This window comes from Sunxiuqinia sp., from assembly GCF_055140945.1.
The window spans coordinates 15,785-39,617 of sequence record NZ_JBSQYS010000021.1; the positions used below are offsets into that span (position 1 = coordinate 15,785).

The window sequence follows — 23,833 nt, forward strand, 5'->3', positions numbered from 1 at the left end:
GACTAGTGTCTTCCCCTGCATATTCGTATTGTAAAGAATGTTACTGAAAAAATACCGTATAAGGCCTTTGAAAGACAACACGCAAATTTTATTAAAATTCAGAGTACTTTTAGACACAATTCTCTCGATCCGAAAGTACCCTGAATAATACACCATCCAAAATTACCTTCCTGATTAGTGTCCCAACTCAATGTTCGCCAATTTCTCGTAGAACTTGACGATACTTGAATGATCTTCGACACCACAACCATCCTGCTTGATTGCCTGCATAATTTCCATTACTTGCGCAGCTAGAGGTAATGGAACTCCTACCCCACGGGATGTTTCCAACACATTATTCAAATCTTTGATGTGTAAGTCTATGCGGAATCCAGGCTCATAATTTCGGTCCATCATCATGGGAGCTTTTGCATCCATGACTGTACTTCCTGCCAACCCCCCACGAATTGCATGGTAAACCCGGTCGGGGCTTACTCCTGCTTTTTGAGCTAAAACAAGGGCTTCTGATACTGCGGCAATATTTAGAGCCACAACAACCTGGTTACAAAGCTTTGCAATATTTCCTGCTCCAATATCCCCGACGTGAACTACTGAACCAGCCATGGCCATCATGATATCATAATTGGCATCGAAGACTTCTTTTTTACCTCCCACCATAACAGCAATGGTTCCTTCAATAGCTTTTGGTTCGCCTCCACTTACAGGGGCATCCAACATTTCAACACCTTTTTCTGCTAGAGCAGCCGAAATTTCACGGCTGGCCAATGGAGCAATCGAACTCATATCAATCACCACCGATCCGGAAGTAGCTCCTTCAATTACGCCACCTTCGCCCAGAACAACTTCTTTAACCTGTGGAGAATTAGGCAGCATCGTAACAATCACTTTTACCTTTTTTGCTAAATCAGCTGCATTTTCTCCAGTTTCAGCTCCAAGAGCCACTAACTCAGCAACAGATTCCTTTTTAATGTCGAGTACCACTAATTCGTGTCCTGCTTTAATTAAATTTTTCGCCATGGGTTTTCCCATGATTCCTAAACCGATAAAACCTATTTTCATAACTTTTTGATTTTTTTGTTATTTAATTACAACTTAGTATTCTTTTAGCCCTCTTTATCAACGACATAGCAGAACGATTAGATCGTTTACATTTGTCCCTGTTGGTCCGGTGATTACCAAATCATTGCTTGCTTCTAAAGCATGGTATGCATCATTGTTATCAAGCATCAATGCGGGATTTTTGCCTGCTGATTTCATCCGGGAAATAGATTGTCCATCCACAATTCCTCCAGCGGCATCTGTCGGCCCATCGGTTCCATCCGAACCAAGCGAGAAAATAATTACATCATCAAGATTTTCAATCTCGATAGCAGCTGCCAATACCAGTTCTTGATTTCGACCGCCTTTCCCTTTTCCTTTTAGATCCACAACTGTTTCGCCTCCCAAAATGATGGCACAAGGAGCTTGAAAAGCATATTGGCTTTTATTTTCTTTTTTTAATTCCCTTGCTATCGACCCCAAAAAGCGCCCAATTTCTTTTGCTTCGTTTTCAATGTATGAAGACAAAACATAGGGATGATAATTTAAAGCTGAAGCAGTTGCGGCGGCGGCTTCGCACAATTCAGAAACACTTCCTGTTATTACACTTTCACAGTTTTCAACTACTTTTGGTGTTTCTTCTTGTAGTGCTTTTCGAATATTTTCGGTAATCTGAAGATTATATTTTTCGATGATAGCCAAAGCTTCTTCCGAAGTTGACTGATCAGGATAAGCAGGTCCCGAAGCAATTGCATCCAGCGGATCGCCAATCACGTCAGATAAAACAACAGCATGAATTTTTGCGCCATTGCAATGTGAGGCAAATCGCCCGCCTTTAACCGCCGATAAATGTTTGCGGACCGTATTTATCTCCACAATGCTGGCGGTACAACTTAGAAGTTGATCGGTTATCGAAACAATTTCATTTAGTGTGACGCCATTCAATGGTTTTTCAAAAAGTGCAGATCCCCCACCGGAAACTAGAAAAACGACTTCATCATCGGATGTTAATTGACTGACTAGTTCCAGTATTTTTGAAGTTCCGATGACTGAGTTTTGATCTGGCAGCGGATGTCCTGCTTCAAAAATATCCAGCCCTTCAATGTCGCCTTTTGAATGATGATACTTGGTCAACACAATCCCACCACTGATTTTAGCACCTAGCTGATGCTTTGCTGCCTTTGCCATGTTCCAGGCAGCCTTTCCAATAGCTACGATAACAGCGCCATTCTTTACCGACATCGAATTCAATGCTCGCTCAACAGCCTTCTCTGGTAATACAGCCTGTATAGCCTCATCAATTATCTTTTGTGCATCGTCTCTCATCGTATTCATAGAAACGAATCTAACAGTTGAAGTTCACGTAAAACCTTTTTCAACGCATCCATGCGTTCTTCTGTGCAATGATCAATTGGCTTGACTGGATGTCCCACATTTAATCCCATCAGATTCAAACAGTCTTTCATCACCACGGGAAAACTACCGTAACTGTATGCTGTCCGAAGAGGCATCAGTTTAAATTGTGCTTGTCGAGCTCCATCATGATCTCCCGCTAAAAATTTGTCGTAAATATCCACCACCAAAGCTGGTGCAACATTAGCCGTTCCGGCAACACAGCCCACTCCGCCGTATGTCAAAGTAGAATAGATGTAGAAATCAGTTCCGGCCAACACCTTAAAGTTTTCATTATCTGCTGTTGCATGCAGGTATTGCACTGTTTGGGAAAAATCGAGACTGGTGTTTTTTATTCCAACGATATTGTCGATAGCAGCAAGTTTTTTCAATAAAGGAACTGAAATATTGTTGGTTGTTTTTCCGGGATTGTTGTATAGCAAAACCGGCATTTTCGTACTTTCTGCAATCGTTTTAAAATGCTGATACATCTCCGTCTCCGAGGGATTGATAAACATCGGTGTAAGCACAGTCAAGGCATCGGCTCCCGACCGTTCAGCCATTTTAGCCAATGCGACACACTCTTTGGTTGTAATTGCACCAGCTCCGGAATATACCGGAACACGTCCATTAACATGCTCAACCGTCGCTTGTAACGCCTTCGCCTGATTTTGGTGATCAAGCGCATAAAACTCACCATTGCTTCCGAGAGCAAAAACACCATGCACACCCCCATTTATCACATGGTCGATGACACGCTTCAGCCCATTAACATCAACATTTTCATTACTGTCAACCGGTGTGATGATTGGCGGGATGACTCCTTTTATATCTTTTATCTGTAACATATTTTCAAATTTGAGGAGACTAGGTCACAGGACCCGGATTAAATAGAACCAAATCATTGTGCAAGCCTAATTTGTCGCAGGCCACTTGTTTTTTACCGCTGGCTACATCCAGTATTAGCTGAAACAACTCCCAGCCCATTTCCTCAATGGTTTTCTGCCCCAAGGCTACTTGCCCGGCATCAAGATCAATCAAATCGAACCAACGGTTGCTGAGTTTTGAATTGGAGCCAACTTTAATCACCGGAACCATAGATAATCCGTAAGGAGTGCCTCGACCGGTCATAAAAACATGTATATTCATTCCTGAGGCCATTTGTAAAGTACCACATACAAAATCGCTGGCTGGTGTGGCTGCATAAGTAAGCCCTTTCTTGCGAATTTTCTCTCCAGGAGCCAACACATCAACAATAGGACTTGTTCCCGATTTTGCAATAGACCCCAAGGCTTTCTCAACCACATTGCTTAAACCGCCTTTTTTATTGCCGGGAGATGGATTCGCACTTCGATCAACTTGCCCTTTCAGCAAATAATCGTCGTACCACTTCATTTCATCCAGCAATTTTTCAGCAACAGTTTGATTAATCGTTCGGGGAACCAGAAGATGAACAGCATCCCTCACTTCGGTAACCTCAGAGAACATCACACTGCCTCCGGCACGTACGATAAGGTCGGCAGCAAAGCCAGCCACCGGGTTGCACGTAATCCCGGAAAAAGCATCACTCCCTCCACATTGCATTCCAACAATTAAATCCGAGGCCGGGCAAGTTTCTCTTTTTCGCTTATTGAGCTTTTTCAAATATTCTTCTGCCAATTTCATCACCCCTTCGGCCATTTCATTAAATCCATGAAAAGACTCATCTTGCATCACTAAAATAGAAGGTAATTTAGTTGAATCATTACTCCTTGCTGGCAAAAGGGTTTCCGGAATCAGTTTTTCACATCCCAGACCAATTACCAAAACTTCACCTCCAAAATTTGGGTTCGTCGCCATATTTTTGATCGTGCGAATTGGCACAACGGCAGCCGGAGCATTAATAGCCACTCCACATCCATAGGAATGATTCATTGCAACAACTCCATCAACGTTTGGGTATTTTGGCAACAACTCTTCTTTAATGCGCTTCGCAACGTAATCCGTCAATCCGGCTACACATTGAACACTGGTTGTAATTCCCAACATATTCTTGGTTCCCACACTTCCATCTGCATTTCGGTATCCGTCAAAGGTATATCCTTCCAAAGGCTCAAGCTCCTTCAATGGAGCAGACGTTAAAGGTATCGTATCCAAATCGGGAGGGATAGGAAGCTCAACCTGTTTTTCCTGAACCCAACCTCCCTGAGCAATTGATTCAGCAGCATATCCAATGATCTGCCCGTATCGGACTATCTTTTCGCCTTTGGCAATTGGAACCAGAGCAACTTTATGTCCGATTGGAACATTTTGCGTCAATTCTGTTCCATCATCCAAAATAGTTCCGGCAGGCAAGCCCTTCATATTGGCCACAACGCCAACATTGTCGCCTTCCGCTGTTTTTATTATGATTGGGTTTTCATTCATTTTCAGTTTATATTAATGGAAATACTCTTGATAGAATCATGATGGCAATAAGTCCAGAAATTGCCATGACAGTTAAAAGTAACGAAAAATGTCGGATGGTTTCCTTTTCATCCATGCCACTCATTCTTAAAATGATCCAGAATGCGCTATCATTCATCCAGGCAAATATTTTTGATCCACAGCCGATTGCCAAAGCCAAATACACCGGATGAAATTGCAAGCCTGCACTACTTCCTAATCCACTCATAACACCAATTGCTGTGACCATTGCTACTGTTGCTGAACCTTGAGCTGACCGTACCGCCGCTGTTATGATAAAAGCCATGGGCAGTAAAGCCATTTGATAATTGGCAGCCAGAGTTTCAATCCGGATACCAATCCCGGTTTGCTGAAGCATTTGTCCAAAGGCACCACCTGCTGAAGTAATTAAAATAATCACGCCGGCACTGGTTAGCGATTCATAGATAAATTTCTGAAACTTTTTCACATCTTTCAACCTAACCCAGAGAAGGTAAATCCCCACTCCTGCGGCAAGAGTTAAAGCAATATTGGCATCTCCAACGATAGCAAAAAAGTTCGTCGCCCCTTTTTCAAACGGAGATAACATTACCTCTTTTCCTTCGGTAAGCATTTTTGAGATCGTGTTTCCAGTAATCAACAAAATAGGCAAAACAACTGGCATTAACGATAACCAAAGGCTTGGCAAATCTTTATTTTCCCTTGCTGAGAACTGCTTCAAATCATCGATACTTATATCGGGTGTATCTCGCATCGGCAAAACCCATCGTTTACTGGCCCACTTTCCGAACAAATAGCCCGAAAGCGAAGTAATTGATCCAACAACTAACCCTCCAATAATCATGGTTCCCAGGTCGATCCCCATTTCTTCAGCAACAAACAAAGGTCCCGGAGTTGGTGGAATAAGCGAATGAGCCATTACGCCACCTGCCATCACCATCATCAAGTACATGCTAAACTTCTTGGGGTCTCGAATACTCATCGATTTCACAATCGGAATCATTAAATAGAAAACGGTGTCAAAAAATACCGGAATAGCCAGAGTAAAACTTCCACTTAACAACGCCAGAGAAGTTCTTTTTTTACCGAATAAACTCAATACTCCCCTCACAATTCGCTCGGCTCCTCCGCTTCGCATTAGTGCTGTCCCAAGTATTGAGGCAAGCGCAATCAAAATTCCAATTTTAGCTGACGTATTTCCAAAAGCATTTGCCAGACGTTTTCCGATAACCAAATTCGAGAATTCCTGAGCCTCTTGGTTCGTCATTCCGCTATGGGTTGCATAGCCGTATATCAAGTCGGGAGAGGTAAGCAAGCCGGTTACCAAAGCAGCAAGGAGCAGCGACACCACAGCGTGCAATTTGAGCACAATGATGCAGAACAAGACAACAACTGTGCCTGTCAGGATAATAATGATAGGATCCATATTTACTCTTATTTAATCCTTATCGATCTAATTCAATCGCTGCATCAATAAAAGGGGCGACTCCTTTGCAATCATTAACGACAATATCTTCGGTTACATAATACTCGAAACTGCCATCACGGTATGGATTTCCGCCCAGGCCGGCACCTCCACAAATATTTTGCATTTTGATGTAGCCATCTTCATCTTCAGTAATGAATACGTCAACCATATCATCGAAACAATCATTGGCAACATCCAGATAACTTTCATCCAGGTAGCCATTCTTTGCTCCTTTAGCAATCGAATAAGTAAACATCGCCGTACACGAGCCTTCTTTGTAATTGCCTTCACGGTTAGGTAAGTCCATAATCTGGTACCAGACACCTGCCTCCGGGTAGCGCACTTTCAACACAGCATCAACTGTCTGTTGAAATATTTTTATAATCTGATCTCTTTCGGGATGATCTTCCGGCAAATAATCTAACACGTCCACAATGGCCATCAAATACCAACCAATTGATCGCCCCCAGAAATACGACGATCGGCCCGTTTTTGGATCAGCCCATGCCTGTTCTTTACTTTCATCCTGGGCGTGATACAAAAGCCCGGTTTCAGGATCATATGTTTTTTCGTAAACTAAAAGTATTTGGTGAGCCACCACATCAAACCATTCGGGTTGATCAAATTCTTTGGCGTACTGAGCTAAAAAGGGTGAAGCCATATACAAACCATCCAACCACATTTGATGAGGGTATATTTTTTTATGCCAAAAACCGCCGTCGCTGGTTTTCGGATGTGTACGCATTTGATCAACAAATTGCTCCAATGCGATTTTATATTTTTCTTCTCCGGTTTTTTGATATAAACTGAACAAATTTTTAGCTGGGTTAACACGGTCAATGTTGTATTCTTCTTTCTCATAACCTTTCACTGTGCCATCTTCCTGTATAAAATAGTTGATGTAATCTGCCAGGTATTTGGAATATTTAGGATCAATATTCCCAAGTCTTGCAATCGCTGATCCCATATAACCAACGTCGTAATCCCAATCTCCGTCTTTATAGTTGCGAGCGGGGTTATTAATTTTTTCAAAATATAATAAGGTGTCGCTCGTGTGCATTACGGAATTGGCCATACGAACCGACCACTTTTCCTTTTCCGCTGCATTCGTTTGGGTTTCTTTCTTCGGCTTCGAGTTGCACGAAATAAATAGTATGACAATCAGATAGGATAATATTTTATTCATAAGTATCGTATTTATAGATTCGTTAGGTGGGAAATACCGAAGATCAATTGATCTTCGGTATTTGAATTTACAGACTAGTTGTATGCAGGATTTTGACTAAAATCTTTATTTTGGTTCAAATCAATTGCTTCCTGAGGAATAGGTCTTAGGATTTTTAACTCCCCATTAGCTCCTGTGAAGTTAGAGGCTTCGATCATATAATTATGAGCGGATGCTCTCTCTACAAGTTTTCCGGTACGTTTTAGGTCGAACCAACGGTGATATTCACCCAATAATTCGCGACCACGTTCATCGAGAATAAAATCAATATCCAAATCTGAACTTGTTATATCGGGCACTCCAGCGCGTTGACGTACTTCGTTGACTCTATCAACAGCAGTACCAGGCGAGCCAGCCTTCAGATAAGCTTCCGCTGCCAATAAGTAAGTATCTCCTAAACGCGAAAGGATAATATCACGTGTTCCAACTCTTCCATCGCCATTACCACCAAAAGCTGATTTTGGATCGTCAAACTTTTTAAGTGGAATTGTTGCATAGTCGGTACTGCGACTCACTGAAGGTACATATTCTCCATATGGATGAATCGTTGCTTCAGGGTGAGCCGCAATGTAGGCATCCAGTTCAACGCTTGTCATCCATCTAGGTACATAATAATCTCTTACACTCAATCCACTGTGGTCTTCTACATCGTAATAATCATAGTATCGATTGTAAAGTTCTACCATAAATGAAGCAGCCCAACGCTCGTCATCCTGTGTAAACAAGTCTATTGTAAACTGTGTCGGACAAAGATTGTATGTTCTGTATGGCGCATCTCCCGCAACTTCTGAACCTCCCAGATACGAGCTGAAGTAATTACATTGTTTATGACCCAAACCTGTTGGATCAGTAGCAATTGAAGAAGGATCGAACTGAACAGAGAAAACAACTTCCTCATTCCCTTCATTACCAGGAGTCCAAAGTTCTTCGAAAGGAATGGTAAGCGTTTGCCCGCCTATTGCAGCATCTGCATAAGCGGCAGCCTTGCTAAAATCATCTGCAGCACCATAGCTTTCGTAGCCACGGGTCAAATGTACCTTTGTCAACAAATGCTGAACAGCACGCTTATTCACCCTGCCAGTGTACGATCCGGCATCAACGGCATTCAATGCATCTTCGAGTTCTACGATGATGAATTCGTAAATTTGGTCTGCAGTGCTCCTGTCAAAGGCCAGTTCTGGTTCTGCTATATAGTTTGTAACCAGACTAACACCACCATATGTTTGCACTAATAGGAAATAGGCATTCGCACGTAAATATTTAATTTCACCGATACGCTTGTTTAAATCACTGTAGCTTTCCGTTTTATCAGAGTAGAATAGAGCCATGTTGGCAATTTGAATAGCCTCATAGCAATTATTATACAACAATTCGACTCCATCAGTTGAAGGATTCAACTCTGAATAGGTTGCTATTTCAATAACACCGGGGTCCCGACCAATTCCATATAAATCTGTTCCATCACAAAAAAGGAATGCATCATTTCCATAGATCTCCCTTAAGTAGGAGTAATTTGCATTTACCAGCGACTCAAAACCTTCCGAGGTGGAATAAAAGTCTGCGGCATTTACACTTGAAAGGTTTTCCTCTTCAATATAGTCTGTACATGAAGTGAAAATCAATCCAATTATTCCGAGAAATATTATTATTTTTTTCATATCAAAAATTCTTAAAAGTTAACATTTACACCAATTTGATAAATTACGGAGCCTACTCCCCCATCATTGTAGGAAGCACCTGCCCATTCAGGGTCATAACCGTCATAGGATGTAAATACAAACGGATTTAAAATATTCATATAAATCCGGCAGCTTTTCATATGCAATTCTTCAGCTAGTTGAGGTTTTAAAGAATAGCCCAAAGCAATGTTCTTAATTTTAACAAAAGAAGCATCGCGATAGTATCCAACACCATCATTTCTCCAGTATGTCCCGGCATTACGAGGTTGTGGATACTCGTTCGATACCTGGGCTGGAAGACCAGCGTCATTTGCAGGGATATACCAATCAGCAATATCTAATTTATTACGTCCACGGTCGCGAACATCAACAAAGTTACTGTGGAAACCACTGTTAACGAATACACCTTGGTTGCCATATAATGAAAACGAAAAATCAAAATTCTTATAACTCAAACTTGAGTTCATACTTGCTGACCACGAGGGATCAGAAGACCCCAGGATCATACGGTCATCAGCGGGATCAATATCATCGTTATTATTAACGTCTACAACTTTCGCCTGACCTTCTGATTGTCCGTATATGGCGGCTTCAGCGGCCTCACTGGCTTGCCAGATTCCATCAAACTTATAATTGTATTGAGCATCGACCGACTCACCAATAAACCATCCATTACCAACATCATCGACTTTATCCTGTCCATAAAGTGATTCAATGGTGTTTTTATTAGACGTGAAGGTAAATGAGGTTTTCCAGTAAAAATCATTCTTGTCGATATTAACCGTTGTTAACGCAACCTCAATACCTCTATTTCGAACTGATCCAACATTGGCATCCATCTCGTTCCATCCAGATTCCTTTGGTAACTGTTGAGGCATTAACAAATCATCAGACAACCGATTATACACGTCGATCGATCCGTAAACCTGACTGTTACTGAAAAGGCCAAAGTCAACACCAACATTTATCTCGCTGGTTTTTTCCCATGTCAATTTACTATTTGCTATTGTTTGAGGCAACCATCCATTAGCCGCTGAACCGAAATAGTCATAGTACATCTGGCGATCCAGTGTATTTGAAGTTGCATAAGGCGATACAATGTTATTTCCTGTAAAACCGTAACTAACTCTGGCTTTCAAATTTGATATTAAATCCGAATTTGCGAGAAATGGCTCTTCGCTAACACGCCATGCGATAGCTCCTGATGGGAAAGACTCCCATTTGTTCCCTTCAGAAAGAAGAGACGATCCATCCCAACGATTGGATAAGGTAATTAACAGCCGATCGTTGTAAGAGTAGTTTAATCGGAAAGAATACGAGGTCAAGGTTTGTTTGATATAAGCAGAACTGATATTGTATGTTCCTTGCTCACCGGACCCTAAGTTATGGAATGTTGTTTCAAAAGGCATGTATTTGGAATACATCATTGAAGTTTCAGTGACGCTTGAGTAAAAACTTTGCACTCCTAATAAGTTAAAAGAATGTTTATCGTATTTACGTTCAATATTGAACTGATTATCCCAGGTATAACTAAAATTCTCATACGTGTCGCGTTGAGCTGACGGTAAGTTATTGTTTGAAATTCCATTGTTGGTTAATGCTCCCCACGCTTGTCCCTGGCGATTAGCATCGTAATTAAACGAAAAACTACTTTTTAAGGTCAACCATTCAATTGGCATGTATGATAGGTAAGTATTTCCAACTCCATTCCAGCGACGTACATTGTTGGTGGAGTTTTGTATTTCCAATACCGGATTAAATGTACTTGTCTTGTTAATCAACCAATTGCCATCTGCATCTTTGTATTTTCCTGGCTGTGGATACAAGTTGCCTACCGAATCAACTGGTGATAAAAATGGATTTAAGCGGAAGGCCTCACGCATAGCGAATTCACTTCCCATTTCCTGTTCGGTTAACGAAGCAGAAAAATTAGTACCGAAATCTACTTTCTCACTAATATCCTGATTCACACTCATTTTAAATGAGTACTTATCAATTGATTCGTTCTGGATATTTCCTTCTTCATTTTGATAACCAATACCAAATGTATACCCCAACTTGTTATTGGTTTTTCCTGAAATGGCTACATAATGATTTTGTTGCTGCCCATCCTTCAACACAACATCATACCAATCAGTTGTTTCATTTCTTGCAGCACGTTCGTACAACAAGTTATTATTTCCTCCAGCACCAACGGCATCTTGCAAAGTAGCTTCAGTAACCGTTCCTGTTACCGGATCAGTCTTGGCGGTTGCGAGGTAGGCCGACTGGTGATAATACCACCATTTTTCGCCGCTCATCATTTCAGGTAAACGAGCCGCTTTTCGAATACCATAGTATCCACTGTAAGAAACAGAAACATCTTTCTTTACATCTCCGCCACTTTTTGTTGTAACAATAACAACACCATTCGAACCACGAGATCCATAAATAGCCGTTGAGGAAGCATCTTTCAAAACATCGACGCGAGCAATATCTTGTGGGTTCAAAAAGTCAATTCCATCAGTTGGCACACCATCAACAACATACAATGGTTTTGCATCAGCACTCATGGAGTTCTTTCCACGGATGGTGATATCAAAACCATCGCCAATACGTCCGGTAGAAGAAGTAATTTGCACCCCCGCAAGACTTCCCTGAATGGCTTCCATTGGGCTTGTTGTTCCTTTTTCAACTAGCGTTTCAGAATCAACACTTCCTACTGATCCGGTTAAATCACGTTTCTTGATTGTTCCATAACCGACAGCCACAACTTCCTCGAGGCCAATCGTTTCTTCTTGCATTGCCACATTGATCGTTTGTCGACCTTGAACCGGAACCTCCTGAGATTTCATTCCTACAAAAGAATAAACCAACGTTCCGTCAGCCGGAACATCACCAAGAGTATAGTAACCCTCAAAATCAGCAATAGTACCCACCGTTGTACCCTTAACAACAACTGTTGCTCCGGGAATAGGCTCTCCCCCTTCGTTGGTTATTGTTCCGCTCACCTTAATGGCTTGTTGTACCGAAAGGTTGGAGAATTTTCCCTTTTCGTTTTGATGAATAATGATTAGCTTATTATTCAACGTATAATCCAAGCCGGCTTCATTCATCAACATACCAAGAACCTCATCAATTTCTTTGTCCTTAATATCAACAGTTACAATTTTTGACAAATCGACTTCCTTGTTGTTGTAGAAAAATGAATACTCAGACTGATCTTCAATCTGTCCCAATATTTTCTCGATTGAGAGATTCTTTCCTTCGATACTTAGTTTCGTGTTTTGCGAATAAGTAGCAGCTGAAACCTGAAGCAATGCTACTAAAATAAAGAAGCAAGTTAACTTCATAATTCGATAGATTTTTGGGACGTCAGCACTGGAGCCAATCCTCCCATTGTTTCGTTTTTTTTTCATAAATTTGAAATGTTTAGACAATTAAAAACTTGATTGTTTTTTTGATTTAGGTAGCGTGTTGTGGCGACACGCTGCCTTTATTTTTTTACATAGGCTTATAGTTTAGTTCAAACTTTCTAAAACTTATTTTTTCGTAATCAATTGGACTAGTCAGTTTCAATGCATCCAGCACTTGCCAGATTGTTTCCTGGTTTTTAAAACTTCCGGAATACATCATCTCATTCAATTCGTTGCCGCTGTATGAAATGCGAACATCGTACCATCTTTCCAACCGTTTAATCAAGTCGGGAAAAGGAATTTCTTTAAATATAAATTCATTATCTATCCAGGCTGTTTCCGATTCAACGTCTGCGTCATTCAATTCATAATGGTTAGTCTTTCTGTCTAAAGATATTTTTTCACCTGGCTTTATTTCAAATTGTTGATGATCGTCCGTAAACAGTTCTATTTTACCCTCGGCAAGTGTAGCGCCGATTAACTGGTCATCATGATAGTTACTTACATTGAATTTGGTGCCGGTAACTACAATATCAAAATTATTGGTTTGAACGGTGAATGGATGATTTTTGTCTGATTTGACTTCGAAATATGCCTCGCCTTCCAGGTGCACAATTCGATTATTTTTTGAAAAATGGGTGTCAAATTTAAGATAGCTGTTTGAGTTCAGATTAACTTTCGTGCCATCAGCTAAAGTAACTTCGGAACGGCTGCCTTTGGGCACATAAAACGATTCCAACTGACTGTTATCCTGTCCAAATTGCATTTGCATCACACTTCCAATCACTAAGCCAAATACTAAAATGGCAGCAACAGCAATAACAGACTTCCATGAAGATATTGACTTTGTTCTTTTTTGAGTTGCTTGCTTTCGATAAAATTTTAAAAGCTGTTCATTTACCTTTTCATTGGAGCCTTTGTGGCTTGCATCCCAAACGTCTTTCAGCTCAAAAAACAGTCTCTGATTTTTGGGACTGTCCTTAATCCAGTTAACTAATTTTTCTTGTTCGGTGCGCGAAAGATCTCCATTAAGGTACCTTGAGATCATTTGTTGTATTTCGGATGAATTTACTGTAGTCATGATTAAATTTTCATCATTTACTACTAACACAACCAAGGATGGGAAATTACGTCATCAAAATTCAAAAAAAACTTAACTTTTTATTAACGCGCAAATATTCAACAAAATACGAAGATTGTTTTTTGACAATTTTTCTTTCAATTCGGAAAGCGCACGAAATAATCGAGTCTCAACAGTGCGAACAGGTAGCTTAAGTTTTTTAGCAATTTCTTTGTTTCTCAATCCTTCGAATCTACTTAGCTCAATAACTTCGCGATTGATAACGGATAAAGCATTAATGGCCTTATAAATTTTGTCCAGGTTTTCTTTTTCAATTAAAGACTGTTCACCGCTTTTGTAATATTTCTGTTCGAGTTGCATAATTCTTTCAATATGCCTTTGTTGATGATCCTGCACCACTCTCTCATGTTTCAAATAGTTGAAACAACTGTTTTTAACAGCATTAAACAAATAAGCTTTCAGGTGCTCATCATGCAATTCAAGCTTTCCCTTTTCCCATATCGAGGCAAACACATCTTGTACAATATCTAAAGAAATACTTTCGTTACGAACGAATTTATTAGCATACAAATAGAGTGAATTGTGATATTTTCTAAAAATATGATCAAAATCTGACATCCAAGCTTTTTTAGGAATGCAAAGTATAAAAAATGGATTAAAACAAAACAATCTGAATTAACATTTTTTAACAGTCTCAAATCTATTTCTTCTGAGACATCTGCTTGCCGATATCGAAAAAACACCACTGCGTTTAAGAAATAACAACTCACTACAAACAATCAGATCATTACAAATTTGTCTTCTCAGTAATCACCTTTTTATTAACAAATACTCCTATTAAAAATCCCACAATAAAAATCGCTACAGTACCAAACACGATTGATAAATAACTGTGGAATGGGCTGGTATATGGTTCCAGAGAAGTGCCTGGGAAAAAGATGGGCGAAAGGCTCATCCAACCAATTACAACAACTCCGGCAATCACTCCAATAAAAGCTGATAAGCTGGTAAGCTTTTTCGAAAGGTATCCAAGCAGAAACAATCCCAGCATGCCTCCACTAAAGATTGAGGCCAATTTCCACCACGCATCCAGCGCACTCTGAACATTGATCATTGCGATGGCAACACCGATACTCAAGGTGCTGAAAATAAACGATGCCAAATACAGAATTCGCATCGAGCGTTTATCATCACCCGAGTTACCGTCAATCTTAAAATAGTCGGTTAAAATTACGGTTGCCGAGCTATTAATGCTGGTTGAGATTGTACTCATTCCGGCTGCAAAAACCGATGCAATCAAAAATCCGGTTAACCCGTTTGGAAGTTGATTGACAATAAACTGAGGAAAAACTTTATCAGCCTGAATATTCGGATCAATCAATCCGGGTTGTGCGGTGTAAAAACTGTATAGTGCAGATCCGATAAATAGAAACATGGCAGATACAGGCACATAAAGTAAACCTCCATACAATGCCGATTTTTTAGCTTCTTTTTCAGAACTTGAAGTCATATAACGCTGAATGTAATTTTGGTCAATTCCATAGTTCTGTAGGTTGATAAAAATACCGTAAATCAACACCACCCAAAAAGTGGAACTATTTAAACTGGCTCCAAAACTTCCGAGGCTGAACTTATCATTTGCCGCTGCAATTTCAAAAACTTGTCCCGGACCTTCGGGCATCGAAAACATCAACGTGAGAATGCACACAATCGCGCCAACAATTAAAATAATTGCCTGAATCGCGTCAGTCCAAACCACAGCCTGAATACCACCAAGCAGGGAATAAACCATAACACTAAATCCGGTAACAATAATAATGGTTGAAATATCCCAATCAAGCAATGTATGCAGCATAATACCTAACAAAAACAAAATCGTTCCGGCCCGCATCAACTGGGTGAGCAAATACATAACCGAAACATAGTTTTTTGCCCATGGCCCAAAACGCTTCTCCAAATAAGTGTAGGCCGATGGACTATTGATAGAGCGATAGAGCGGCACAAAAAATCGAACCGCCATGTACGAAGCAAATGGAATAGACAGGCTGAATGCAAAGGCGTTCCAGTTGGTTAAATAAGCCTGACCGGGCAATGCCAAATAGCTAATACTACTCACAAAAGTGGCAAATATCGACAGTGCTATCACCCACCCTGGAATCGATTGATTACCCAAAGTAAATGCCGATGATGATTTATTCTTCTTATAAAAAGAACTTCCGAATAAGACTATTCCAACGAGGTAAGCAATAAAAATAATGACGTCAATCGTACTCATTCAATTTGTTTTATTAGTTCGGTTATCAACTATGTTAGGTTTAATAATACCGGATGAACACATCCAAACAGTTTCCCGATTACAGCTGTTGCGATAATAGAAAACAGGGGAGACAACTGAAGTATCGATTGCTCCAATTGTCTTCCTTGCTATTTCATGATTACAAGAGCTCTTTGTAATTTAGCTCATCCAATGCTTTTTCAATTTTTTTACGTTCAGGAGCATTGAATTTATGAAATGGCTCCGCCATAAAATCACTGCAAACGCCCATTACAGATAGCGCACATTTCAAGCCTTTCAGGTAACTGGAGCCATACTGCCCAACACTATAAATAGTACTACTAATTTGCATTACCTTTTGCTGAAGCGGAATAATTTTATCGAAATCGCGAGCTGCAGAGGCATTGTATAAATCGACATACAATTTAGGGAACATATTTGCACCGCCATTCACACCACCATGACCACCTAAAAGAACAAACTGAGACATGATCTCCTCAGGACCAACCATGAACGTAAAGTCAGGACGGTCCTGCAACAGATGGCTAATTTGATTGAAATACGCCAGGTTTGCAGAACTGTCCTTCATCCCAATAATTCCGGGAATATTGGCTGCTGCCTTTACCGTTTCGGGAGCAAACGAAACCTTTGTGTGCACCGGCATATTATAAATGAATAAAGGAAGCGGCATGTGCAGCATAATTCGCTCCAGATATTCCAACAGCTCGGGTTGGCTAGCGCTAAAATAATAAGGAGGAGTAATCACAACTGCATCAGCACCATACTCCGCAGCCTTGTTGGCCAAGTTTAAACTTTCGGTGAAAGCTGAATCCGAAATGCCGACCAAAACAGGCACTCGCCCGTTGACCAGCTTGCAGCTTCGTTCAATCAACTCTTCACGTATTTTGTACGATAAACTGGCAAATTCTCCCGTTGTTCCCAACAAAAAAAGCCCATGTATACCGCCTGCAATTGTCCGTTCAATCAGGCGTTCCAGCCCGTCAACATCTAGTGTGTCATTATCAATCAAAGGAGTTACCAACGGAGGAACTATTCCTTTTAATGGCATCGGAAAATTTGGTTTCATATACTTTATGCAATTTGTATTAAATGAAGTCGAAATTAATTTCACTCAAAAAAATATTCTTAGTAGTTATTATTATTCTGATTTTTCAGGCCATTGCCCATCAACAATTGGAGTGAGTTCCATTTTAGATGGATCGACAACCACATGTTTCATTTTAACTCGTTTCCAGGTGTACAAAATGTGAATCATTCCATCGTTGGTTTGAATAACCGCCGGATACGAAAAACGTTGTTCCGGTTCATTTTCCAATTCAAGCGCTGCCATCCAATGTTCGCCATCTTGAGTTACAGCAACATTAAGCGGTGAACGTCCGCCTTTTACCTTTTCGTCGGGAGGCAATACATGGTTATAAACCAACAATTGTCTACCATCGGCAAGTGTTACGGCATCGGTTCCCGAGTTGTTCTGTGGCAACGAAGTTTTGGTCATCTCCGACCAGGTTTCGCCCCGATCATCAGACCAGGACTGCAGAATAGCCCGGTTTTTACTTCGAGTCAACGCCTGCAATCGTCCGTCAGAATATTCCAATATACTGGGTTGAATAGCAATAATATCATAGCCATCGTTGATGAGCTCTGTTTTACGCCAGGTTTTTCCGAGATCATCCGAAATCTCAAAGTATACTCGCCAGCCATCTTCCTCGGTACTCGTCGGACTGATGATCTTGCCATCAATTAACACCGGTTTGTTTTTTACCGGCCCAATAATACCATCCGGCAATGCTATCGCTTCCGACCAAGTCACACCTCCATCTTCCGAAGTTTTCATCCATCCTTTCCAATTATTAGGGTGTGCGCCAATTTTATAGTAGAGCTGTAATTCGCCATTGGGTACCTGAAACAACACCGGATTCCAGGTTGGATAACGAAGCGTATCGTTCTGAATACCATCTGCTACATTTTCAGGTTCTGTCCACTCGCCATCAACTTTTCGGCTTACATAAATACAAACATCAGGGTCGCGTTCGTAGGTTCCACCGAACCACGAGGTAACCAATGTTCCATCGGTGGTTTCAACAATAGTTCCGGCATGGCTCGAGGGGAACGGTGCAGTTTCGTAAATAAACTCTTCCAAAACGATACCTTCTTTGAAGGTACGCTCCTTTTGGGAAGTACACCCGGCAAATACAACTATAAAGCTAAGGAGAACAACTAGTACACTATTTTTTTTCATGGTTTTACAATTTTTCATTTAAAACTTATCATTTACAAATGGACTTCCTCTCTAAACAAAGAAATAAAATCCGGCTAATTATCTTCAATCAAATCTTAACGTATTTACATTGTATTTTCACCTTTATATTTTATATTTTCATACATTCAATAAATTATTGTCAATATTTAACAAATGGAATACGTTTTTGAAAAAATATATGTTCCCCATCAGCATTCCTTCATCACTCGTGAGATGGAGTTGACAAAGAACTCTCCTCGTGTCCATTCACATAAAAACTTTGAGCTGAATTTCATTCTGTCAGGAGTCGGTAAAAGAATTGTCGGCAACAACATTTCCAGTTTTGAGCGAAACGACTTGGTGCTACTAGGCCCCAACCTGCCCCACTGCTGGGAAATACTAAAAACCACCAAACAGGAACCACCCAAATGCATTGTCATTCATTTTTATGAAAATTTAATTTCTTCTGATTTCTTTAATAAGCCTGAACTCGAAAAAATTGTCGATCTATTGAAACAAGCCGAAGCGGGCATCTTTTTTTATGGTTCACGAATCCCAAAGATCAAGTCAATTTTAAAAGAGCTAACGACTCAACAAGGATTGAATAGCTATATTAGTTTATTACGTATTTTCAATTTATTAATTGAATGTGACAAACGAGAGTACCTCTCGCAGCAGCCCATTTCGAACACCGCATTCGACAAAGACTTCAACCAAATCAACAAAATCTACGAATACGTATTTCAACACATTCAGGAGGAAATTAAGTTGAATGAAGTTGCCTCGTTACTCAATATGGCTCCCGGCTCGTTTTGTCGTTTTTTTAAAAAGAAAACCCATCTCACCTTTATGGAATACGTCATCAAAATCAGGATTGGCTATGCCGCCAAAATGTTAGCCGAAACCGAAAAACAAATTACTGAAATTGGCTACGATTGCGGATACAACAATCTGGCGAACTTTAACCACTATTTTAAAAAGATAATGGGAAAAACACCGTCGGAGTATCGGAAAGAATTTAGGTAACCAATTGCCTGTAAACCTTATCGTTTAAACTGAAAATGATACTCCCCCGATCCAACTTCAAGTAATGCGCGATCTCCTTCCTGGTACTGATAATTCACCCCTTTAGCCTGATATAGTTCGACACCGCTTTCGGTAATGTCGGCAGCCGATTTTGCCGGAATATAAACTTTGGCTATGGTATTGGCAGGCACAGTCAGTTTCCATTCAATTGTCAATCTATCCTTTTGCCATTCGCTGCTAATTTCACCATAAACGGATTGATAGCTCGCATTCACAAAATCCAATCCCTCAACAAATTCAGGCTTCATCACAATTTCCTTAAAACCAGAATCCTCGGTACTTGATTTAATTCCTGCTAAATGCTCATAATCCCAAATAATCAAATCGCCCAACATCATCACGTGGTTGTACGAATTCATATGTGGTGCTGCTGTGTTTCCATTCCAGAGTTCCCAAATGGCTGTCGCCCCATTTTCAATCATGTATCCCCAGCTGGGATAAGTGGTATTTGTAGCTAGCTGATAGGCAATATCGGCTCTTCCGTTTTCTGTTAGTGTTCGCATCAACCACTGTGTTCCGATCAATCCCGTACTTAAATGTCCATTATTTTTATTCAGAATAATATCGACAATGGTGTTAAAAACAGCCTCATGATTTTCTTCGGGAACAAGCCCCATTTGAAGCGCCAACAGGTTGTCGGTTAATTTATTTTCGCCGTAGCCAGCCTTTTCTGTCAAATAGAATTTTTGATTGAACCCTTCTTTAATATGTTGAGCCAGCTCTCGAAATTTAGCAACATCGCGTCCGTTTCCAGAGAGAAGTGCAAATTTTTCCATCAAGCCGAGGTAGTAATAATAGTAAGCGGTTGAAATCAACTCCCGAGGGTGCTTTTTATCAGCGCTTTTCCCACGGCCAGCTTCAATTGTAACAGGTGGCACACACCAATCACCGTAACGATCCTGAGTAACAATGTAATCCTCATTCATATAGCGGTCTTTCATATAATCCATCCATTTTTTCATCGACTGGTAATGCTCCTTAATCGGACGAACATCGGCGTATTGTCGGTGAAGCATATCAGCCACCATCAGGTAGGTTCCCGGCCAGGTCATGTTATCAGAGTAGTAACGCCAAAAGTTCGGAACAACATCGCTGATCGCACCATTTTCCTTCTGCGAATAGCCAATATCATCAAGCCATTTGGAGTAAAGCATCTCATTTCCGAAAATAAAACTCTCCCCATAACAACCGGTGGAACGATCTCCCAACCATGGCTGACGCTCATTTCGTTGAGGGCAATCAATCGGCATGCCTTTATAATTACCACGAATTCCCCAATAAGCATTTTTAAATACTTGATTGATAATCGGGTTTGAAGTTTCGAAAGTACCTGTGGTTTCCATTTCATCGTAAACCACTTGCCCTACAAAATCATCAACCGTTGGCACTCCCGGGTAGCCCGTTATTTCAACAAACTGAAAACCATGATAAACAAAACGAGGTTCCCAGGTTTCTTTATCACCACCTTTTAAGATATAAATATCAGTAGCTTTTGCATCGCGTAGGTTTTCGGTAAACAGTTCACCATTATCTTGCAGTACCTCGGCAAATCGAAGTTGAACCGTGTCGCCAGCGTCTCCCTGAACAGTCATTTTCATCCAACCAGCGATATTTTGCCCCAAATCCAGAATATATCGATCTTCTCCAATCATAGTCACAGAAACGGGCTTAATACTCTCCATTACCTTCATATTGGGAGTCATTTGGGCTTCAAATGTTCCGTTTGGCACTTGCACATATTCAGGCTCCAGCCAATCTTTATCATCAAAGCCAACCTTATTCCAACCTGGCATTTCTTTGCGGGCGTCGTATTCTTCGCCATCGTATTCGTTATTCGACAAAATTGGTCCATCAGCAGTTCCTTTCCAGCTATTGTTTGAAAGAACGTAAGCTTTCGTGCCATCCTCATATTCAATTTCCATATGAAACATCAACTTCGGGAATCCAAAATTCTTGATTTTATACGGTTTGTAATGCTGACGCATGGTATAATAACGTCCATTTCCGAGAATAACACCAACAGCATTATCGCCTGATTTCAACTGCTCAGTCACATCAAACACATTATATTTGACATTTTCATCGTAATCGGTTGGAACCGGAGCCAATACCTGATCGCCAATCTTTTGGCCATTGAAATACAACTCGTAGAGTCCTAAGCCCATCAGATAGACTTTCGCCTGTTTAATCGGTTTCGTTACTTCAAACTCCTTTCTGAGATATCGTGCTGAAAGCCGTGAATGAAAGCTGTCATCATCCCAGGGGAAAGGGCGGTCGAATCCAATCCATCGTCCCCACCATTGGTTATAAAAAAGTAAGCCGATTGACCAATTGGCAGTCTCACTCCAAGAAGATTCGCCTTTATTGGTCCATACTTTTACCTTCCAAAAGCAATCCATCTTGCTTTTCAATTCAACGCCATCATAAACAACATTGATAGATTGATCGGACTCCACTTTTCCTGAATTCCACAAGTCACCCTCATTGTCATTCAGTTTCTCCTTTGTAGAAGCAACAATAACCTGATATGCCATTTGCTCAATCCCACGTTCATTGCCAGCTAATTGCCAGCTCAAACGAGGTTCTAGCACATCAATGGCCAGTGGATTGGTTAAATGCTCACAGGTTAAATTCCGGATTTGAATTTGGGCATAACTATAATTTGAGAATAGAAGAATTAGCACTCCTAAAAAAAACAATATTCGATTTTTTGATTTCATATTTCACGTTTGATTATCATTCAACCAAGAAGACAATTCTTGATAATTGTAATTCTAACCACCAAAAGTAGAAAAAACAGGACACTTTATGAAAACGTTTTCAACTATTCCGGCTATATGCCTTAACAGCTTCTACATACATGTTTTAAAACGTTTAGTTCAATCGTTGCATAACTTATTTAGGTCGTTGTTAAAGATTCTGCAAAAGTAATTTTATTCTTAAAGTTACTTTTGCAGAATCTCTTATTTTTCGTGAAACTCAATACCCCGGATTTTGTTCCAGTTCGTCGTTTAGCTGCATTTCTCGATATGGTATCGCATACAATAATTTATCTGATGAGATATCATATGTCCGGTCTTGCAAGTAGGGATACATCGCTTTTGTACGTTCTCCAAAAGCTGTCATAACTTCTATCGCTTTATCGGTTCTTAGTAAATCAAACCAACGATGAGCTTCAAAAGCCAGTTCATGACGCCGCTCGTTGGCAATTACATCATCTGTCAATGTGCCTACAGGTTCTAACCCAGCTCTCGACCTGACTTCATTTAAATAGGGCAGACCTTGATCACCTTTGCTTTGTTCCAACAAGCATTCAGATAGCATTAACAAAGCATCGGCATAACGGTAAAATGGCCAGTTTTCATCCATATTATAGGGTTTTGAATGCGGATGAAGGTACTTCTTAACGAAATACCGTTTCAGCTGATAATTATCAATTGCCGCATCTTCCGGATTTAATACATCTTCAATGACAATCATTCCATTTCCATCAGCCGAACCAACGGCAACGGCTATTGATTTGGCCAATCTTTCATCTCCTTCGCCATACGAATCAACCATTTCCTGTGTCGGCATATTCCATCCACCACGGGTAAGAATGTTTGAACCAAGTCCGGTAACAAGAAGGTCATTCCCTGTTTTTGGGAAGAAACGATAAGCAAAATTACTTTCTTGTCCCTGATCGCCTTCCTGATATTGCACCTCAAAAATTGACTCCCGATGGTTTTTATTTGCCGGATCATAAATATCCGCATAATCAGGAAGCAAATCGTACCCCATTTTCATAATTTCGCGTAGTTGAGTTTCAGCCCCTGCAAAATCACGTGATGGCTTGGTCATTAAAACCTTGGCTAACAACATCCTGGCGGCTCCCTGTGTTGCTCTTCCATCCTGTGGAAACGAAGGAGCATCAAGTTTAGAGATTGCATCAGTCACATCTGATTCAATCTGAGCGTAAACCTCCTCAACAGAAGCACGCGGTAAAAAAGCTTCATCAGCTGTTTGCACTTCATTTAAGTAAAGTGGCACACCGCCATAAAGGCGAACAAGGTCGAAATAAAAGAACGCTCTTAAAAATTTTGCTTCCCCGATTACTGAAGCTTCGAAATCAGCATCTAATTCAACTCCTTCAATGCGATCAAGAATTGTATTTGCTCTTGAAATTCCTTCGTAGCAATTGTAATAAAAATTGTTTGCATGACGGTTATCTTCTTCGTCAATAAAATCGGCAATGTGCTCTAAAGAGACTGCTGATCCGGTGCCACGGTTTGCGGCATAATAATCATAGTGGGCATTATCTGAACGCTGATCAGTCAGTAACCACCGTCCACGGTCGTTTGTTATCGACCGAAGTGATTCATAGGTTCCTGTGACTGCCATTTCAAAGTGACTCTCTGTTTTATAAAAGCCAGAAGAATTTGTATACGACTCAGGCGCTAGTTCCAAAAACGAATCTGAGCAGGAAATAGTCATTAAAGCTATGATTCCCGTATATATTATTTTTTTCATA

The 23,833-nt window shown here is 40.5% G+C and carries 16 protein-coding genes; 1 reads left to right on the forward strand and 15 read right to left on the reverse strand.

The features are described from left to right. Positions 1-174 precede the first annotated feature (174 nt). From garR to ACTB00_RS11420, 13 genes are all read right to left on the reverse strand, one after another. Positions 175-1,059, reverse strand: a complete 885-nt coding sequence (garR, locus tag ACTB00_RS11360; RefSeq protein ID WP_463300037.1) for a 2-hydroxy-3-oxopropionate reductase — start codon at positions 1,057-1,059, stop codon at positions 175-177. 57 nt (positions 1,060-1,116) lie between these two features. Then, a complete protein-coding gene (locus ACTB00_RS11365) occupies positions 1,117-2,373 on the reverse strand; it encodes a glycerate kinase type-2 family protein (protein WP_463300038.1) in 1,257 nt (418 codons plus the stop codon). Next, on the reverse strand, positions 2,370-3,278 hold the full coding sequence (dapA, locus tag ACTB00_RS11370; RefSeq protein ID WP_463300039.1) for a 4-hydroxy-tetrahydrodipicolinate synthase: 909 nt from the start codon (positions 3,276-3,278) through the stop codon (positions 2,370-2,372). Before dapA ends, ACTB00_RS11365 begins: the two co-directional genes overlap by 4 nt. A 19-nt stretch (positions 3,279-3,297) precedes the next feature. Continuing rightward, positions 3,298-4,836 carry a galactarate dehydratase gene (gene garD / locus ACTB00_RS11375; protein ID WP_463300040.1) on the reverse strand — a complete coding sequence of 513 codons (1,539 nt, stop codon included), beginning with the start codon at positions 4,834-4,836 and terminating at the stop codon, positions 3,298-3,300. A gap of 7 nt (positions 4,837-4,843) precedes the next feature. Then, positions 4,844-6,280: a GntP family permease gene (locus tag ACTB00_RS11380; protein ID WP_463300041.1), complete on the reverse strand. Its 1,437-nt coding sequence runs from the start codon at positions 6,278-6,280 to the stop codon at positions 4,844-4,846. 19 nt (positions 6,281-6,299) lie between these two features. Further along, the gene (locus tag ACTB00_RS11385; protein ID WP_463300042.1) at positions 6,300-7,508 is read right to left on the reverse strand and encodes a glycoside hydrolase family 88/105 protein; all 1,209 of its coding nucleotides are present in this window, start codon (positions 7,506-7,508) and stop codon (positions 6,300-6,302) included. Positions 7,509-7,582: 74 nt separating this feature from the next. Then, positions 7,583-9,205: a RagB/SusD family nutrient uptake outer membrane protein gene (locus ACTB00_RS11390; RefSeq protein WP_463300043.1), complete on the reverse strand. Its 1,623-nt coding sequence runs from the start codon at positions 9,203-9,205 to the stop codon at positions 7,583-7,585. A gap of 11 nt (positions 9,206-9,216) precedes the next feature. Next, positions 9,217-12,624 carry a TonB-dependent receptor gene (locus ACTB00_RS11395; RefSeq protein ID WP_463300044.1) on the reverse strand — a complete coding sequence of 1,136 codons (3,408 nt, stop codon included), beginning with the start codon at positions 12,622-12,624 and terminating at the stop codon, positions 9,217-9,219. A gap of 85 nt (positions 12,625-12,709) precedes the next feature. Next, complete coding sequence (locus ACTB00_RS11400) at positions 12,710-13,702, reverse strand: FecR family protein (RefSeq protein WP_463300045.1); 993 nt, start codon at positions 13,700-13,702, stop codon at positions 12,710-12,712. A gap of 72 nt (positions 13,703-13,774) precedes the next feature. After that, complete coding sequence (locus ACTB00_RS11405; protein WP_463300046.1) at positions 13,775-14,320, reverse strand: RNA polymerase sigma-70 factor; 546 nt, start codon at positions 14,318-14,320, stop codon at positions 13,775-13,777. A gap of 169 nt (positions 14,321-14,489) precedes the next feature. Further along, on the reverse strand, positions 14,490-15,977 hold the full coding sequence (locus tag ACTB00_RS11410; RefSeq protein WP_463300047.1) for a sodium:solute symporter family protein: 1,488 nt from the start codon (positions 15,975-15,977) through the stop codon (positions 14,490-14,492). A 160-nt stretch (positions 15,978-16,137) separates the two neighbouring features. Continuing rightward, a complete protein-coding gene (locus ACTB00_RS11415) occupies positions 16,138-17,064 on the reverse strand; it encodes a dihydrodipicolinate synthase family protein (RefSeq protein ID WP_463300048.1) in 927 nt (308 codons plus the stop codon). 72 nt (positions 17,065-17,136) lie between these two features. After that, the gene (locus tag ACTB00_RS11420) at positions 17,137-18,237 is read right to left on the reverse strand and encodes a sialidase family protein (protein WP_463300049.1); all 1,101 of its coding nucleotides are present in this window, start codon (positions 18,235-18,237) and stop codon (positions 17,137-17,139) included. Between the two features lie 174 nt (positions 18,238-18,411). Between ACTB00_RS11420 and ACTB00_RS11425 the strand changes: the two genes are divergently transcribed. Continuing rightward, the gene (locus tag ACTB00_RS11425; RefSeq protein ID WP_463300050.1) at positions 18,412-19,263 is read left to right on the forward strand and encodes an AraC family transcriptional regulator; all 852 of its coding nucleotides are present in this window, start codon (positions 18,412-18,414) and stop codon (positions 19,261-19,263) included. A 17-nt stretch (positions 19,264-19,280) separates the two neighbouring features. Here the strand turns inward: ACTB00_RS11425 and ACTB00_RS11430 are convergent, their stop codons facing one another. Further along, entirely contained in the window at positions 19,281-22,043 is a 2,763-nt protein-coding gene (locus ACTB00_RS11430; RefSeq protein ID WP_463300051.1) for an alpha-L-rhamnosidase, read from the reverse strand. Positions 22,044-22,302: 259 nt separating this feature from the next. Continuing rightward, positions 22,303-23,832: a RagB/SusD family nutrient uptake outer membrane protein gene (locus ACTB00_RS11435; RefSeq protein WP_463300052.1), complete on the reverse strand. Its 1,530-nt coding sequence runs from the start codon at positions 23,830-23,832 to the stop codon at positions 22,303-22,305. Position 23,833: the final 1 nt, after the last annotated feature.